Genomic DNA, 16,612 nt, shown 5'->3' with positions numbered 1-16,612 from the left:
TAAATTTTAACAATGTAAATGTACGCGCAAGCAAGGGCAATGTGATGGTACATTAAACCTGAGGTATGGTACTTTCGGAACCACTTGCCCTGAACTGCATGGGCGTTGTGCCAGCCATACGCTTAAAGAACCGCACAAAATACGACGCATCCTCGAAACCCAGTTTGTAGGCGATCTCCTTAACAGATAAGCTGCTGAAGTGTAAAAGGCGCTTGCTTTCGAGCAGAAGGCGTGCCTGCTGCATGTCGGCTACGGTAGTGTTGAGGTATTGCCTGCAGAGGTTGTTCAGGTGTTTGGAGGTAATATCCAGGGCATCGGCATAAAAGGATATAGGTTTATGGCTGAGGTAATTTTCTTCTATCAGGCTGCTGAGCCTGAAAAGCCGTTCGCTGTGGCGGGCAGGGGTTAGTTTAGCGATCTGCACATGGCACTCGCGCAGCAGGTAGTTTAAAAGTATAAACAGGTACCGCGAAAGTATGGCCTGGCTTGGGTTCGGCTGTTGCTGCTCATAGGCAATCAGCTGTGTTAGCTGCAGAAACAGCTGCTGCAGTTCGGGCCTGAGGTCGAGGTACGGGTGCTGGTACACGGCACCGAACAGCACCAGGGCATCGTGTGCGGTAATACCGGTTGTCTGCAGAAAATTATCCGAAAACGAAAGCAACACCCCATGCTCCTGCAACGACTGCCGCTGGTGCGCCTGCCCGGGCCCAAGCAGAAACAGCCGTCCGGCCACCATGTCATACCTCCGGAAGTCGATCAGGTTGTTGCCTCCTTTTGTTTCCTGCACAAACAGCAGCATGTAGGCACCATGGCGATGGGGAACCTCCGATATATCACTCACAAATGCCTCCAGCTGCATGACAGCAATGTCGCGCTCAAAGAGCAGGTCCTGGGTGGGCAGCGAATCCGGGGTGCGTAGTTTCATGTGGGTAAAATCAGGGCCTAAAATAAAGATAAAAGAACCAGTTTATACTTCCGCACAGCAACAATTTATACTTGTAAATGCAGCACCTATACTTTGCCATAGAAGCTAAGCCGTTAGAACAGGTACGTTAAATCAGCGCTAATCATGATAATACCCACACGTTCAACCTAAGGATAAACCAGATAAAGTTTATGTGGCAGACTGAAATCCCAAAGTCAGAAAAGCTACTTCCTCTCGCCTATTCCAAACAGCCGCTTCAGTTTCTCCAGCGTAAAGGCATGTTTTTCGGTGCCCCTGGTGCCGAGCAAAAAGGAGAAAGCGCTTAATTCCGGTTTATTGTCGCAGTAAATCTTTACTATGCCCATAAGCGGTATACTTACAAACATACCCGGCAAACCCCAGATCATTCCGCCTATGATGATACTCAGGATGGTGAACAAAGGGTTTATATTTACTTTACTGCCTGTGATGTTCGGGGTTAGGATATTGTTCTCGGTGAACTGAATGATAATAAACAGCACCACAACCCCAAACGCTTTATTTGGATCGCCTTGTATGGTTAAAGTATAAAGCAGCGGTATGGCCCCGCCTATTAAGGTGCCGAAGTAAGGTATAAAGTTCATGATGGCAGACAGGATACCGAGCAGCAAGGCGTACTCTACCCCAATAATCAACAGCCCGCCTGTATTGATAAAACAGAGGATCAGGATAACGATAACAACTCCGGCCATGTAATGCCTAGTGACTTCAGAGATCTGAATGATGATCTTTCGGGTTTGAGAATGCTTCGGTGTGGGCACGATCCTGAAAAGAAATTCCTCAAACTTATTTCTGTAGTAGAGCATCAGAAAAATATAAACCGGCATGAGGCCGAACTTGGTAACAGTATTGGTGGTGGCCATAAACGCCTTGCCTATAAACTCCCCGCTAAACTGGAACGCCGCCTCTACCTGCTCGCGCAGCCAATGGTCATCCTGCTCGTTTCTGACTCCAAACTTTTGCTCCAGGCTGTGCTGTAGCCCGTCCAGGTTGCTTAGTGCCTTCTCCTGCAAACCCGGCAAATCACCCAGAAACACCCCCAACTGTTTGTACAGCAAAAGCAGCAAGCCGATAAATGCAGCCATTGCAGTAAGTATGACAAACAGGTTGGCTATGATACGGGGCACTCTCCATTGCTCCAGCTTTTTTACCACGGGGTATAGCAGGTAGGCAAAAAGCAGCGCCATCACCACCGGGTACAGAAAATCCCTGGCAGAGATCAGCACATACACCAGTAAAATGCCGAATAGAAGTCCGACAGTCATTTTTTTGAGGGTGGCATACAATTTTCCCATACTATGGCATACTGCAAGGCTCCTGTGTTAAGTTGTACAAATAATTAAAATCTGCCGTAACAGCAGTTTATTAGGGCAATAGCACAGCTTTGCCTCAGGAAACCGTACCTTTGCAGAAATTATACATTTGCCATGGCCACATTCAAAGACCTGAACCTGCACCCTTCGCTTCTGGAAAGCCTGCAGGAGTTAAACTACACAATTCCTACTCCTATACAAGAAAGTGCCATTCCCTTGCTTTTGCAGGGCCAGGATGTGGCCGGCCAGGCAGAAACAGGAAGCGGAAAAACTGCAGCATTCGGTTTGCCTATCCTGCAAAGTATAAACCCTGAGCTGCAGCATGTACAGGCTGTGGTAATTGTGCCTACCCGCGAACTGGCGGTGCAGGTGCGCCAGGAGCTAAAGCAGTATGGTAAAAAGATAAACAACCTGAAGGTAAGTGCTTTTTACGGAGGCCACTCTTTTTCGCAGGAACGGGCCTCGCTGTCGCACCCGCCGCAGCTGTTAGTAGCCACACCCGGCCGCCTGACTGACCACTTAAACCGCCGAACCGTTGATTTAAGCAACGTGAAGCAAATTGTTTTAGATGAGGCGGATAAGCTGCTGGAGATGGGCTTTGAAGAAGAGGTAGACAAGATACTTGCCAACCTGCCACATAAGCGCCAGACGGTCCTTTTCTCGGCCACCATGCCCGACGATGTAAAAGAACTTATCGCCAACTCGCTTAAAAACCCACAATTTGTAAAGGCATCGGCTAATGCCATACCCGATAAGGTAAGGCTGGTAGGCATCAAAGTTGATCATGAAAAACGGAAGCAAACGGTAGGGCAACTCCTGCAAAGTATAAACCCGATGGGTACGGTGGTATTTACCAACACCCGCATTGCCGCCGACGAGCTGGCGGCGCAACTGCTGGCAGACGGACTGGCTGCAAGAGCCTTGCACGGTGGTATGGAACAAAAAGACCGCGACAAAGCCATGATGCTTTTCCGGAACGGTACTACGCAGGTATTGGTAGCCACAGATGTGGCAGCCCGTGGCCTGGATATCGATAAGCTACAGAACATCATCCATTACGAACTGCCCATTGATGCGGCCGCTTACCTGCACCGCAGCGGGCGCACCGGCCGCGCCGGCAAAAGTGGCACCGTTTATACGTTAGCTACTCCCCGCGACGAGAAACAGCTACGAGACTGGGAACAGGTACGCATGGATGAATGGCGGCAGGCTGACAACTTAACGGCACAAACACCTGCCAAACAAACGGCTGTTCAATCCGCTTTTGCCACTATTTACATCAGCGGGGGCCGCAAAGACAAGATCAGCCCAAGAGATATTGTGGGAGCCCTGATAGCAGAAGCAGGCATAAAAGCAGACCAGATCGGTAAAATAGAGGTGCAGGACCGCATGAGTTTTGTAGCCGTGCCCGAAGATCAAAGCAAAAGTATAGCCACCAAACTCGCCAACGGCAAGATCAAAGGCAGAAAGTATAAGATCGAAATCGTAAAAGACTAACCTGATAATCTGTTTACCTTGCACCCTTATAGTATAAAGTATACATGAAGAAAAGAATTTCATTGCTCTTTTTAGCGCTTATAGCTTGCAGCATTTTATCCTACGGCTGGGGATTTTTCGGCCATAAGGTTGTACACCAACTGGCTATCTACGGCTTGCCCAAACAAATGCAGGGCTTCTTCTACAAAAATCAGGATTACCTTGTGCAGCAATCGGTTCGCCCTGACGAACGCCGCAGCCACGACCCGGAAGAGGCACCGCGCCACTTTATTGACGTGGATGTATATGGTGAGGACGCTGTTTATACGATGCCGCAATCTTGGAAGGCAGCAGCAGAAAAATACCCGGTTGATACCCTTAAAAAGTATGGCATTGTGCCCTGGCACGTAATGGTGATGAAAGAACGCCTGACAAATGCTTTCCGCCAGCAAAACGCAGACAGCATCCTGTTTTACGCTGCTGACCTGGGCCATTATATTGCCGATGCCCATGTTCCGCTTCACACTACCCTTAACTACGATGGGCAGTTAACAAACCAGAAAGGCCTGCACAGCCTGTGGGAGTCTAAAGTACCGGAAATGCATGCCCAGGGCTATAAATTGCAGAACAAGAAAGCGGTATACTTAGCCGATACCGAAACTGCCATCTGGGAAGTAGTGCGTGCTTCGCATAAACTGTTTCCAGGCGTGCTGGCGCTGGAATTAGAAGCATCAAAGGCTTTTACCCCGGAAACAAAGTATGTAACCGTAGAGCGAAACGGCAGAACAAGACAATATTATTCAGATGAATTCGCTAAAAAGTATGCAGCGCTGCTTGGCCCAACCGTAGCGCAACGCATGCAGACCTCTGCTGAGGTGGTTTCTAACTTCTGGTATACTTGCTGGGTAGATGGTGGCAAACCTGACCTGGATAAACTGATGGGTGGTAAAATTGCCAAAGATGAAAAGAAAGCGCTGAAGCAGGAGAAAAAGTCCTGGAAAAAGAACACGCTTTTCCAGGAGAACCGGGTGATTGCTACTCAGAAGAAAGCAAATAGCTAAGAATTTATAATTTAAAGTGAGCGGCTATACTTGCACAGGCAGGTATAGCCGCTTTTTGTTTAACACCTCACGCTGCTTTACCGAGTCCAACCACCCCTTCCCCTCTTTGCCTAAGGCGGCGAGCGCTGTACTGCTGCTATTTAGCTACGTGTTCTATAGCAAAAGTATAAGCATACCCTTCGCCCGCTTCAAAAGGAGACTTTCTGCCAATGCCTTAGCCAAAGTATAAATTTCATAGTTACTGGCATCCTACAGACAGGTCGCGACCTGTCCCTACGAAAGTGTAAACCCTCCCCAGTCCCTCCGAGGACGGAAATTACACTTTGTCTCCAGTTACAACAGCCGCCTGCGAAGAATTCACAATCCCAGCCTTTGCGTTGAGCGCCTTCTATTGTTGCGGTGCCCGGAGGGCAGCCGTTAGGCAGCTTTCAATAGACAGCGCGATACACAAAGGCGAGGCCTCGCGGCCTAGGAGCGCACCAAAGCCAGAGGTGAAGCAACAGGCATGTAAGACTAAGGAAGGACAGCAGCTCGATAAAAAGCAAAAAAAACGGCAGCCTAAATATCAATCGGAAACTTCAAGTATAAAAACCCCTTTAACTAATTTCATTAGCAAAACGATTGCTGCAATTGCTAAAATCCTTTACCTTTACCCTATGGAGATGATCGTAGGAATAGCAGCATTTTTAGCAGGATTGGTAGTTGCCTTTCTGGCGCTGAGGGGAAAACTGAATGCCTTGCAACAAACAGCCAACCAGGCTGCCATTACACAGGGCGTACTGGAGGCGCAGGCAAAGCAGAAAACAGAAGAAACAAACCAGTTGAAAGCACAGCTGCGCGAGGCACAAACAGAAACGCTGGAATTAACCAATGCCCTTACCAAAACAGAAACCGACTACGAACACCTGAACAAACGCCTGCAGGAGCAGAATAAAGAGCTGGAGCAACTGCGCGAAAAATTCCTGCAGCAGTTCCAGAGCATCTCCAACCAGGTGCTGATGACAAATGCCGAGCACTTCAATAAAGCATCATCTGAAAACCTGGAGCGCATACTTTCTCCGCTTAAAGAACGCATCAAGGAGTTTGAATCAAAGGTGGAACAAACCTACGATAAAACCCTGAAAGACAGCATATCACTTAAAGAACAAATTACACAACTGGTTTCCCTTAACCAGAAAATGAGCCAGGATGCAATAAACCTGACACGCGCCCTGAAAGGCGAAAACAAGACCCAGGGCAACTGGGGTGAATACCTGCTGGAGAGCCTCCTGGAAAAATCGGGCTTGCGCAAAGGCGTGCATTACGAGCGCGAGGAAGTACTGCAGAACGATGATAAAAAAGTATACCGCCCCGATGTGATTATTCGCTTGCCGGAGGGCAAACACCTGATCATCGACTCTAAACTTTCGTTGGTGGCTTACGAGGCCTACTGCAGCTGCGAAGACGATAACCAGCAGGAAGTATACTTGCGCAGCCACATTAACTCCATCCGCACGCACTTTACTGATCTGGGCCGCAAAGACTACCACCGCTTGAATGGGGTAAACTCGCCAGACTTCGTGATGATGTACATACCCCTGGAGCCTGCCTTCAGCCTTGCCCTGCAGCACGACCACGATCTATTTACCGATGCCTTTGAGCGCAATATCGTGCTGGTGACTACCTCTACCCTGCTAGCCACGCTGCGCACCGTTGCCGGGGTGTGGCGCCAGGAAGACCAGAAACGAAATGTTATCAAAATTGCGGATGAGAGCGGCAAACTTTACGACAAGTTTGTTGGCTTCGTAGATGACCTGAAAACCATTGGCAAGCACCTGGAGCACAGCCAAAGCTCTTATAACGCTGCCATGAATAAGCTAACAGAAGGCAAAGGCAACCTTGTCCGACGCGTTGAAATTTTGCGGGAGCTTGGCGCCAAAACAAGTAAAACCATCGACGATAATCTGCTGCAGGAAGCGCAGTTGCCAGAAAGTATAGAAGAACCAAACCCTGAAGTATAACTTTATACTTGCCTTTAAACCGCTTACTGGTATTTCGCCATACTTGCATGGTAAAGGATTGCCGCTATATTCGATACTGTTTTTACGTTCGTAGACTACTCAGAATCTGGTAAGCTAATTTATACCTTCCGGATGTAAATGCACCGGCATACCACAGCTAAACAGGGCTTATTTTACGCTACCGTATACTTTACGAAAGGCCTTCCTGAAAACATATCCGGTTAAAAGCAACCCGATACCGGATGCTATTACTTCCAGGGGCAGCGATACAGACATGGCAAGGCAGCCAATCAACCCAAGCACAGGCACTAGTTTACCGTAGATCTGCTCAGAGGCAGGCTGCTTTAGAGCCGCTATGTTTGTAATGCTGTAATAAAGCAGGATAGTGAATGATGCAGCCCGAACGATAAACTCGAAAGACCCAACTATAGTTAGCACCAATATTATCGCACCTGTCACGAAAATGCCCAGATGCGGTACTCTGTGCTCTTTGTGGACGCGCTCGAAGAATGGCGGAAGGTCGTGCCTCCTGCCCATAGCCAGCAACATCCTGCTTATCCCGAGTATCTGACTTAGCAGCACGCCCAACATGGCAGTAGAGGCCCCTATCGTAATAACGGTACTGATGGCAGGCGTGGTTAGTGCATCAGCCACCACTTGTAACGGAGATTTACTTCCTGCCATCAGCTCAGCACCTACCACGCCCACAGCTATATAAGAAACAGCGGCATATAGTATAATGGCACTAATGATGGTAATTATCACAGCCCTTGGTATTGTTTTCTCTGGTTCGCTGACTTCTTCTGCAAGTGTGGCAATTCTGGCATAGCCCGTAAAGGCAAAAAATAACAAGGCAGAAGCCTCAGCGATGCCTGTTATGCCGAAGGGGGCAAACGGTACCATGTTTTCCATTTTAACAGCAGGAAAACTACTAAACACCAGGTACAAGAGAGAAAGAATGGTAACAGATACGATAGCAAGGTTAAGCGCCCCCGCCTTTTTGATACCAAAGTAGTTAGCAACCGTCAGTAAAACCACAGCCAGGACAGAGAGTGCCAACGGAGAAAGAACAGGTACAAGCTGATAGAAGTAGCTTCCGAACCCGATTGCCACCACACCTGCCGCCGTAAGCTTGCTTACTAGAAACATCCAGCCGGCAGAGAACCCATACCACGGGTTGAGAAGCCTGTATCCGTATTCGTAGGTACCGCCGGAGCTTGGGTAAACCGCTGCAAGCTGCGCTGATGACAAACCATTGCAGGCTGCTATCAAACCAGCAAAAAGCAAAGCTACCAGAAAAGCGGGCCCTGCTACGCCTGCTGCCACACCAGTAACCACAAATATGCCGGCCCCGATAATAGCTCCCAAACCAACCCCCACAGCATCTTTTAACGTGAGGGCCCTTAAAAGTTCTGGGTGCTTGCCTTCGTTCTTGTTTTCCATGGCCACAGGGTTAATTTTTTTTATCCCTGATGCTATGATCCACCGAGTATAGCCCTGCTCCTTTTATCAGCAGGAAAATACTGCCCAGAAGCATAGACCAGTCTGTTCGGCTGCCATGCAGCATGGCCCAAAAACCATCGTTTGCCAGCACCTCGGTTTTGGTAGTGGCGATGGCCACCAGCATGATGATGATCAACGGCATACTTGCCACACGTGTGAGCAGACCCAAAAGTATAAAAGCTCCGCAGAGCACCTCAAACGTACCCACAAATGCACCCAGGAACTCCGGTGCAGGTAAGCCAATCTTTTCGAAGCGGCCTGCCCCACGAACATCCGGAAAAAGAAACTTTTGTATGCCCTCTGACAAGAAAACAGCCCCTACCATCAACCTGATAAGTATGGTCGTATGGGCGTTGTCTGTTGCTGATAAACGTTTAATCATGCTATCTTATAGTTTGGGTTTGACTGGTAATTGATGGCTTCGCAAGCTACCTGCATCAAAATTTAATTACTTTAAAAGAAGTAAAACGTACGGCCGGTGTAACAAAAATAGAAAATCTGACCAAAGGTAAAGATAACGTAAGTCAATCTTCCGCTAAAACAGTATACACATGTCAATTACATTTAATCTAATTATTAAGCTGGCATTTATATGCTTACTTGTGCCGCTGATGGTAAAAGCAGTATTGGCGTGGTAATTACCTTCATACATGAGCTCAGCACGTTAGAAGCTACTTGGTTACTAAATTGAAGCCTATACTTTAAAATAGTTACGCGCTCCGTTTGCAGTTGCCTCGCTATTGTTTATGCCTTTGCTACTTAGTACCTTAGTAAGATAACGACGAACTAACCTTATGAAAAAACTCATCTTTACGGGCTTAACCGCCGCTATACTATGCAGCGCCTGCTCCAGCCAGAAAACCGAAACGGCAGAGACTGCAACTACCACAGAAATGACCCAGGTGCAAAAAGAAGCACAGGCGTTTCTGGACCAGTACTCGGCGCAGTATCAGGATTTATACACGAAATCAGCAGAGGCTGAGTGGGCATCAAACACAAAGATTGTAGAAGGCGACTCTACGAACGCTGTGGCAACCCGCCGCGCAAACGAAGCTTTTGCAGCTTTTACGGGTAGTGTCGAGAATATCAACACAGCCAAAGCCATGCTGGAGAAAAAAGACCAGTTAACCCCGTTGCAGGCAAAGCAGTTTGAGGCCATACTTTATACAGGAGCCAACAACCCACAAACGATTCCGGATGTTGTAAAAGCGCGCATTAAAGCAGAAACAGAACAAACTGAAAAACTGTACGGCTTTAACTACCGCATTTTTGAGAAATCCGTCTCTACAAACGAGATCGACAATATTCTTAAAAACGAAACAGACCTGAAGAAAAGACTGGCCGCCTGGAACGCAAGCAAGGAAGTTGGTCCAGGTCTGAAAAAGGGGCTGCTGAACCTGCGCGACCTGCGCAATAAAACGGTGCAAAGCCTGGGTTACGACGATTACTTTACATACCAGGCTTCTGACTATGGTATGACGCGTGAGGAAATGATGACGCTGATGAAGCAGATAAACGAGGAACTGCGCCCGTTGTACAGAGAACTGCATACTTATGCCCGTTACGAGCTTGCTAAAAAGTATGGGCAAAAAGAAGTGCCTGACTTTTTACCTGCCCATTGGCTGCCTAACCGGTGGGGCCAGGACTGGAGCGCGATGGTAAATGTAGAAGGCATTGATTTAGATGCTGCGCTAAAGCCCAAAGGCGCTGAGTGGCAGGTAAAGCAGGCAGAGCGGTTCTACACCAGCCTTGGCTTTGATCCGCTTCCGGAGTCGTTCTACACCAAATCTAGCTTGTACCCGTTGCCGGCAAACGCCAATTACAAAAAGAACAACCACGCCTCTGCCTGGCACATGGACCTGGACAAAGACGTACGCAGCCTGATGAGCGTGGAGCCCAACGCAGAGTGGTACGAAACCACACACCATGAACTGGGCCACGTGTATTATTACATGACCTATACCAACCCGGATGTTCCGGTGCTGTTGCGTGGCGGTGCTAACCGTGCCTACCACGAAGCTATTGGTAGCTTAATGGGCTTGGCCGCTATGCAGAAACCGTTCCTGGCAGAGCTTAAGCTGATTGATAAAAATGTACAGACCGATGAAGTACAGACCCTGCTGAAAGAAGCGCTAAGCTACGTGACGTTCATACCATTTGCCGCTGGGGTAATGAGTGAGTGGGAGCATGATTTCTACGCCAAAAACTTATCAGCAGACGAGTTGAATAAGCGTTGGTGGGAGCTAACCAAGAAATACCAGGGAATGGTGCCACCAGCTAACCGTGGCGAAAATTACTTGGATGCAGCGACCAAAACCCACATCAACGACGATGCAGCACAATACTACGATTATGCCATGAGCTACGTAATCCTGTTCCAGTTGCACGACCACATCGCCAAAAATATCCTGAAGCAGGACCCGCACGCCACCAACTACTACGGCAGCAAAGAGGTAGGTAACTTCCTGCGCGACATCATGTACCCGGGTGCCTCTGCCGACTGGCGCCAGATGCTGAAAGAGAAAACCGGCGAAGAGCTTAGTGCCCGCGCCATGATAGATTACTTTCAGCCGCTGATGGACTACCTGAAGGAACAGAACAAAGGCCGTAAGTATACTTTATAAATTAGATTACTGCCTGATGCATTTGGCAAGTATAAAAAAGCCGCAACAGTTAGCTCTGTTGCGGCTTTTGGTTTAGAAGGCTTTCCCAGGTTAGTGTATCTGCAGTAGTGCGCTTCCTAGGCCGCGTACTGCCCCACAAAACAAAAGGAAAAACTAAGCTAAAAACTTATAGCTTCCACCTCGCGGCACCATTGCGGAGACATTCAGTCAGCAACATGTGCCCTTCATCCTGCGTCTTGTAGCGGTCGTTACATTGCACGATGGTATCGCGGAATAGAATAGTTTAAAACGCCATCGTCATAATCTGCCAATGAATACTTTACCTTTTCTACTCTACTTTCAGGACTTTTACAGGTTTAACATGCGCTGCTCTAATGGTTTGGGATAGGACAGTCAGTAGCCCGACTACGGCAACCAAACCAAAGCCTATGCTTACACTTGTAAAACTTAAATTAACAAGTTTGCTGCCTAAATCTTGTCTAACTAAATCACCGCCAAACAAGCCAGCCGGAACGCCAATAAGTCCGGCAATTAAAATTAGAATGGCAAAATTTCTGGTAACTATCCATACCAATTCATTGTTGCTTGCTCCCAATACTTTTCTTATACCCAGTTCTTTAACACGTATTTCTACGGAGTAACTGGCTATACCTAAAATGCCCAAACCAGCTATAATCATAACAATAAGGGCTAAACCTCCAAAAAAACCTATTCTATCTCCAATTCTTGAATACCCATCTTTTAAATTTTGAAGATTTGCTGTTTTTTCAGGAAAATGGTTTTCCCATAAGATTTGAATAGCTTTGGTAGCTTCCAATTCTGCATTTGGATTTATTTTTATGGTTAAGGTGGCTATTTCGTTTGGCAAATACCGATACATTAATGGATTTGTTTCTCCAATAATTTCATTGGGCATGATGCCAATTACTTGTACATAGACAGAATCCAGAGATAGCGTTTGTCCCACTAAAGTCTCCGATTCGGATTGCAATAATTTTGCGGCAGCTTCATTCACCAACACATATTGCTCCACATTTCGGGGCATATTTTCAGGAAAACTTTGTCCGGATTTTAAGCTGATACCTTCTGTTTCAAATATTTTAGGGTCAATACTGACATAATACATTTCCAGGGTTTTGTCTTTTAACGTTACAGAAGACTTGCCCTTTAGCATCGGTTTATAATACCAGTTAGTCGCCAAAGTCGTTTCTACCTGGCTTAACTGGCTTATTTCGTTTTGCAGGTTTTCATATTTTTCACCTTTCAGATCAAGTGTCAGGATATTAGGTGACACGGTTGAGTTAATGACTGCATGATGTTTTATTTCATAATCGGCTAATATAACAACCAATATCATCAGCATGATGGTCACTGAAAACTGCACGACAATCAAAGCTTTGTAAATAGCAATACTCCGGAAAAGCTTAATATTCTTCATTTTACGCAGCACCTGTATGGGCTGAAATGCTGACAATAACCAGGATGGAAGTGCCCCAGCGACCAAGCCTGTGATAACTGCGTAGATTAACAAGCCTAAAATCAGGGCTGTATCATAGGAAAACGCCATTTCCATATCGGGTATATAGTGCGCTAAAATCTCAACACAGGGCATTGTGAACAACAAAGCCAAAAGGGAAACAAGGATCGACTCCATCAAGAACTGACCAATAATTTGTCTTCTTGTCGCGCCTAAGGTTTTGCGAATTCCTACTTCCCGCGCTCGAGAGAAAGCACGCGCCAATGTCAAACTGATATAGTTGAAAGCAGATAAAAGAGTTAAGGCTAGAATTAAAAACAACTGTATTTTTATGCCCATCCAATCGGTGCCCGCATCGCGGTCATTCTGAATGTCATTGTTTCGAGGGGTAATCTCTTCTATGGGTTGTGCCAAAAATTGGAGATTGCTCTTATCCAATTTCTGATTATAGTTTTGTAAAGTTGTATGGAGCTGCGCTAAATTATCTTCTGATTTTAAACGTGCGTAAATTGCTGCACTCTTGAAGTCTCCCCAATTTTGTGCACTAGTACTCAGTGCTCCTTTTTTTTCAAGCACTTCGCCAGCATTTAAAGAAAGCATGGCCTCAATGGGTAGGTGTGTTTCTAAAGGCGGGTCTTGGATAATTCCCCCAACGGTATAAGCTCCTAACTTTTCAAATTGAACCGTTTGCCCTAAAGCATTGGCGTTGCCAAATATCTTTTCAGCTGTTTTTTCGGTCAGAAAAAGGGAAGTGGGATTATCGGTAAGGCTTTGTGCATTGCCTGATAGCAATTTAAAGCCAAAGACATCAAAAAAAGAAGGCTCAGAAAATTTGATGTCAATCGGCACATCACCTCCGTCGGTTTGCAAGTTATGTTTCCCTGCCAGACGCACTTTCACCGTTTTTTCAACAAAGGATATACTTTCAATTTGAGGCGCCAAAGGCAAGGGAGCCGTTGCCCATTTGGTTTGTTCCCCCTCATGAGTTTCCTGCGTGAGTATACGTACTATTTGATTTAACTGTGGATGAAAATGGTCTGTGTCGTGATTGGCTTTCAGGCCTGTAAAAAGAATAACACCAACCGCCATACTCAGTGATAAGCTCAATATATTGACCAATGAAAAAAGTTTGTTTTTCCAGAGTATGCGTATAGCGATTTTAAGATTGTTCTTTATCATGGCTAGAACCGTTGATTTTTAATGAAAAACAGGCCATCTAATAAATGGAGGTCCCTCTCGATTCTATTGCCAAAGTTGGTGCCAACATACAACTAATTATTTATCAACATTTTAAATAATATTTCAGATAAATATTTATTAAAGCCTGTTCGATTTCGGACACTTTTTGTATCGATTTGATACAGTCAAGTATAAAAACTTTTAAACCCAAATCAGACTGCTACACTTACTTTTATCTTAGTGAGAGTTTGCCGTAGAGAAGTTTATTGGTAGGATTTTCAAACATTTCTTTGTTGTCACGGGAGAGCTCTATTGCTAACGTACTGGTGTAGACGATGTGCGAAGCATAAAGTATACACGTGGTTGTATGTTCGTAGTTTTCTTTGTTTCCTACGGGTAGTTTAGAGAAGTATACCTGTCACATATACACTTGACAATTACTTCTTTTTGAGTTTCTCTTCATGCCACTCATAAGACAACGGTACAAATTCTTTAAGAACCTGTGCTTTGTCAGTTTTGGACTCTACTTTAACAGGAACAAGTAAAGTGTCTGAATGTGATAGCATTCCAACTGTGTTTACATTTTGAAGATAGTCCTTACTGAATCTGTATACCAGTTTTCCGTTTTTAAAAGCAGGCTCAATATCTTTGATGGAGTCAAAATGCTTTTCCCCATGCCAAATGTATCCCCAAGCTAGAAAAGAAGTGGTGGTACGTTCATTAAATACAAGGTAATTTTCTGAAGTTTTTACTCCAATAAAAAATGTATCTGCGTCAACTGTCAAATACAAGTTTCTGACTTGCCCTTCATAAACATCAGTTATTGTATCAAAGACAAGAACTACTTTATTATCAGCAAAGTTGGTGAGTTTAACTCTTATTGGGAATAAGGCCAGTTCGGGCAACGCAACACTGTCAATCTCTATCTTCACATCCCCTTCTTCGGCTTTTAACAGAAGTCCTTGCTGCGGCTTATTGCAAGCAACTAATACTATCAAAAACATTATGGAAAAAATTACCCTGATCATCATTTGTTTCTGGAAGGCTCTCTTTGTTTTGTCAGGTTAGAAGGTTTATTCTGGATTTATATAGCATACAACTATAGTGTATAAGGAGCAGTTCCGGTTATTGGCCCTATGGTTGGAGTACCTTTGGCTCCTTTCATGTTTCATTATGGATACATTTAATTTTTATAATATCCATAGCGCAACACCAATATAGCTTTTTCCTGAATTTTTTCAAGCAGCGTAAACGAATTTAAGCAATAACATTTACCTGCCTCTGTACCTTCCCCTGCTGGTAATAACCCAGGAAAGACGCTAACCTGTCTAAAGTATAACTCAGCTCCGTCGGCTCTGGCAAGTATACCACCCTGAAGTGGTCGTGCTGCTGGTAATTAAAGCCTGTGCCCGGTACAAGTAGCACATGCTGTTCCGTAAGCAGGTCCAGGGCAAACTGTTGGTCGTTTGTAACGCTAAACTTCTTCATGTCCAGCTTCGGGAACATATAAAAGGCACCCATCGGCTTCACACAGGTAATGCCCGGTATGGCTGTTAACTTCTCGTAGGCGATGGCGCGCTGCTGGCCCAGCCTTCCGGTTGGCAAGGTCAGGTCAAGTATAGATTGTTCGCCTTCCAAAGCTGTTTCTATGGCAAACTGGGCGGGCACGTTGCTGCACACGCGCAGGCTGGCCATGGTATTTAAGCCATCTAAATAAGAGGTGGCTTTATACTTTGCTCCGCTTACCAGCATCCACCCTGCTCTAAAACCTGCCGCCAGGTAATTTTTAGACAAGCCGCCAAAAGTAACACAAAGCACCTCCTCCGAAACAGTAGCCGTGGAAGTATAAACTGTTCCGTCGTACAGAATCTTATCGTATATCTCATCCGAGAAAACCACCAGGTTATGCTCCTCGGCCAGCTGTACAAGTTGCTGCAGCAGTTCTTTTGAGTACACAGCCCCGGTTGGGTTGTTGGGGTTAATGATAACAATGGCGCGCGTACGGCTATTGATTTTACTTTTGATGTCTGCGAGGTCAGGGTACCAGTCCGCTGCTTCGTCGCAGCGGTAATGTATGGCCTTTCCACCTGCAAAACGCACAGCAGCTGTCCATAGCGGGTAATCCGGTGAGGGCACCAGTACCTGGTCTCCATCGTTCAGCAGCGTTTGTACTGCCTGCAGAATAAGCTCGCTTACGCCGTTGCCCAAAAATACGTCCTCAGTATGAATGGCTGCTACCCCTTTGCTTGTATAATACCGTTTTATGGCCTCGCGTGCGCTTAGCAACCCTTTGTGGTCGGAGTAGCCTTGTGCCAGCCCCAGGTTACTGATGATCTGGGCTGTAACGGCTGCCGGTGCTTCAAACCCAAAAGGTGCCGGGTTGCCGATGTTTAGCTTGGTGATTTTATGCCCCAGCAACTCCAGTTCTTTGGCTTTCTCGTATAAAGGCCCGCACAAGTCATACGACACATTGTTCAGGCGCTCGCTTCTCTTAATCATGCGCATTAAATTTAGCGAATATACAGCACCGGAAAGTATAAACCGATAGGCCTCTGAACTGAATTTATTTTAAACGGAATTAGCTGCGGGTGCAGTACAGTTACCCAATCATGGTATAAGCAAATGTGTGTACCTCAGGGGTGTAAGGTTCCCGATAAATAAGCTGGATAAGATTGGTGCGGTCCGTTAAAGTATGTCGATCACAAATCTTCACACGCTCATCTCCAGCAAAAGCCTCTTCCGATGCCGGTTGAGTAAAAAATCCAGGCTGGTGCGCAGGTGCGTAGCAAAAAACCGCTCTTTATAAAAAGTAGATTTACCATTACCCTGCATACCACGAAAGATGATTGCCTGCATGTATACCTGATTACCCGGCCAAGTATAAGTTGAGCCAGCGGAAAGGTTTTGGCTGTGTTTACACTTTGATGGCCTTTTCGTATTTTAGTGTTCAGGCGCCAGCAAGCGTGCGCCATTGTGTTACAGGCAGTATGTAAGCAAGTGCCAAAGCAAAACAGA

The 16,612-nt window shown here is 46.2% G+C and carries 11 protein-coding genes; 4 read left to right on the top strand and 7 right to left on the bottom strand.

Going from position 1 to position 16,612, the window contains the following annotated elements; genetic code table 11:
* Positions 1-52 precede the first annotated feature (52 nt).
* On the bottom strand, positions 53-925 hold the full coding sequence (locus Q1A23_RS07775; RefSeq protein WP_299821720.1) for a helix-turn-helix transcriptional regulator: 873 nt from the start codon (positions 923-925) through the stop codon (positions 53-55).
* Between the two features lie 224 nt (positions 926-1,149).
* Positions 1,150-2,259: an AI-2E family transporter gene (locus Q1A23_RS07770; protein ID WP_299821719.1), complete on the bottom strand. Its 1,110-nt coding sequence runs from the start codon at positions 2,257-2,259 to the stop codon at positions 1,150-1,152.
* A 132-nt stretch (positions 2,260-2,391) separates the two neighbouring features.
* On the opposite strand from Q1A23_RS07770, the gene Q1A23_RS07765 reads away from it, so the two are divergent.
* The 3 genes from Q1A23_RS07765 to rmuC all read left to right on the top strand — a co-directional run bounded on the left by Q1A23_RS07765 (position 2,392) and on the right by rmuC (position 6,814).
* On the top strand, positions 2,392-3,774 hold the full coding sequence (locus Q1A23_RS07765; protein ID WP_299821718.1) for a DEAD/DEAH box helicase: 1,383 nt from the start codon (positions 2,392-2,394) through the stop codon (positions 3,772-3,774).
* A gap of 44 nt (positions 3,775-3,818) precedes the next feature.
* Entirely contained in the window at positions 3,819-4,814 is a 996-nt protein-coding gene (locus tag Q1A23_RS07760) for a zinc dependent phospholipase C family protein (RefSeq protein WP_299821717.1), read from the top strand.
* Positions 4,815-5,470: 656 nt separating this feature from the next.
* Positions 5,471-6,814, top strand: a complete 1,344-nt coding sequence (rmuC, locus tag Q1A23_RS07755; protein WP_299821716.1) for a DNA recombination protein RmuC — start codon at positions 5,471-5,473, stop codon at positions 6,812-6,814.
* A gap of 168 nt (positions 6,815-6,982) precedes the next feature.
* Here the strand turns inward: rmuC and Q1A23_RS07750 are convergent, their stop codons facing one another.
* Positions 6,983-8,257 (bottom strand): APC family permease, encoded by a 1,275-nt coding sequence (locus Q1A23_RS07750; RefSeq protein WP_299821715.1) that lies wholly within the window; start codon positions 8,255-8,257, stop codon positions 6,983-6,985.
* Between the two features lie 10 nt (positions 8,258-8,267).
* Positions 8,268-8,699, bottom strand: coding sequence for a DoxX family protein (locus Q1A23_RS07745; protein ID WP_299821714.1), 432 nt, complete (start codon positions 8,697-8,699; stop codon positions 8,268-8,270).
* A gap of 412 nt (positions 8,700-9,111) precedes the next feature.
* Here Q1A23_RS07745 and Q1A23_RS07740 point away from each other — a divergent pair, with 412 nt between their 5' ends.
* Positions 9,112-10,941, top strand: a complete 1,830-nt coding sequence (locus tag Q1A23_RS07740; RefSeq protein ID WP_299821713.1) for a M2 family metallopeptidase — start codon at positions 9,112-9,114, stop codon at positions 10,939-10,941.
* Between the two features lie 328 nt (positions 10,942-11,269).
* Here Q1A23_RS07740 and Q1A23_RS07735 read toward each other — a convergent pair whose 3' ends face one another.
* The 3 genes from Q1A23_RS07735 to Q1A23_RS07725 all read right to left on the bottom strand — a co-directional run bounded on the left by Q1A23_RS07735 (position 11,270) and on the right by Q1A23_RS07725 (position 16,096).
* Complete coding sequence (locus tag Q1A23_RS07735; protein WP_299821712.1) at positions 11,270-13,597, bottom strand: ABC transporter permease; 2,328 nt, start codon at positions 13,595-13,597, stop codon at positions 11,270-11,272.
* A 437-nt stretch (positions 13,598-14,034) separates the two neighbouring features.
* Positions 14,035-14,628, bottom strand: coding sequence for a hypothetical protein (locus tag Q1A23_RS07730; protein WP_299821710.1), 594 nt, complete (start codon positions 14,626-14,628; stop codon positions 14,035-14,037).
* 226 nt (positions 14,629-14,854) lie between these two features.
* Positions 14,855-16,096, bottom strand: coding sequence for a pyridoxal phosphate-dependent aminotransferase (locus Q1A23_RS07725; RefSeq protein ID WP_299821708.1), 1,242 nt, complete (start codon positions 16,094-16,096; stop codon positions 14,855-14,857).
* Between the last annotated feature and the right edge of the window lie 516 nt (positions 16,097-16,612).

The organism is uncultured Pontibacter sp. (genome assembly GCF_947492645.1).
In the GTDB taxonomy this organism is placed as follows: domain Bacteria; phylum Bacteroidota; class Bacteroidia; order Cytophagales; family Hymenobacteraceae; genus Pontibacter.
Note: the sequence above shows the minus strand (reverse complement) of the source record. Positions and strands in the feature narration are given on the sequence as shown.

Coding starts and splice junctions, on each gene's coding strand:
- Q1A23_RS07775 (WP_299821720.1), bottom strand. CDS start 925: ATGAAACTACGCACCCCGGATTCGCTGCCCACCCAGGACCTGCTCTTT.
- Q1A23_RS07770 (WP_299821719.1), bottom strand. CDS start 2,259: ATGGGAAAATTGTATGCCACCCTCAAAAAAATGACTGTCGGACTTCTA.
- Q1A23_RS07765 (WP_299821718.1), top strand. CDS start 2,392: ATGGCCACATTCAAAGACCTGAACCTGCACCCTTCGCTTCTGGAAAGC.
- Q1A23_RS07760 (WP_299821717.1), top strand. CDS start 3,819: ATGAAGAAAAGAATTTCATTGCTCTTTTTAGCGCTTATAGCTTGCAGC.
- rmuC (WP_299821716.1), top strand. CDS start 5,471: ATGGAGATGATCGTAGGAATAGCAGCATTTTTAGCAGGATTGGTAGTT.
- Q1A23_RS07750 (WP_299821715.1), bottom strand. CDS start 8,257: ATGGAAAACAAGAACGAAGGCAAGCACCCAGAACTTTTAAGGGCCCTC.
- Q1A23_RS07745 (WP_299821714.1), bottom strand. CDS start 8,699: ATGATTAAACGTTTATCAGCAACAGACAACGCCCATACGACCATACTT.
- Q1A23_RS07740 (WP_299821713.1), top strand. CDS start 9,112: ATGAAAAAACTCATCTTTACGGGCTTAACCGCCGCTATACTATGCAGC.
- Q1A23_RS07735 (WP_299821712.1), bottom strand. CDS start 13,597: ATGATAAAGAACAATCTTAAAATCGCTATACGCATACTCTGGAAAAAC.
- Q1A23_RS07730 (WP_299821710.1), bottom strand. CDS start 14,628: ATGATGATCAGGGTAATTTTTTCCATAATGTTTTTGATAGTATTAGTT.
- Q1A23_RS07725 (WP_299821708.1), bottom strand. CDS start 16,096: ATGATTAAGAGAAGCGAGCGCCTGAACAATGTGTCGTATGACTTGTGC.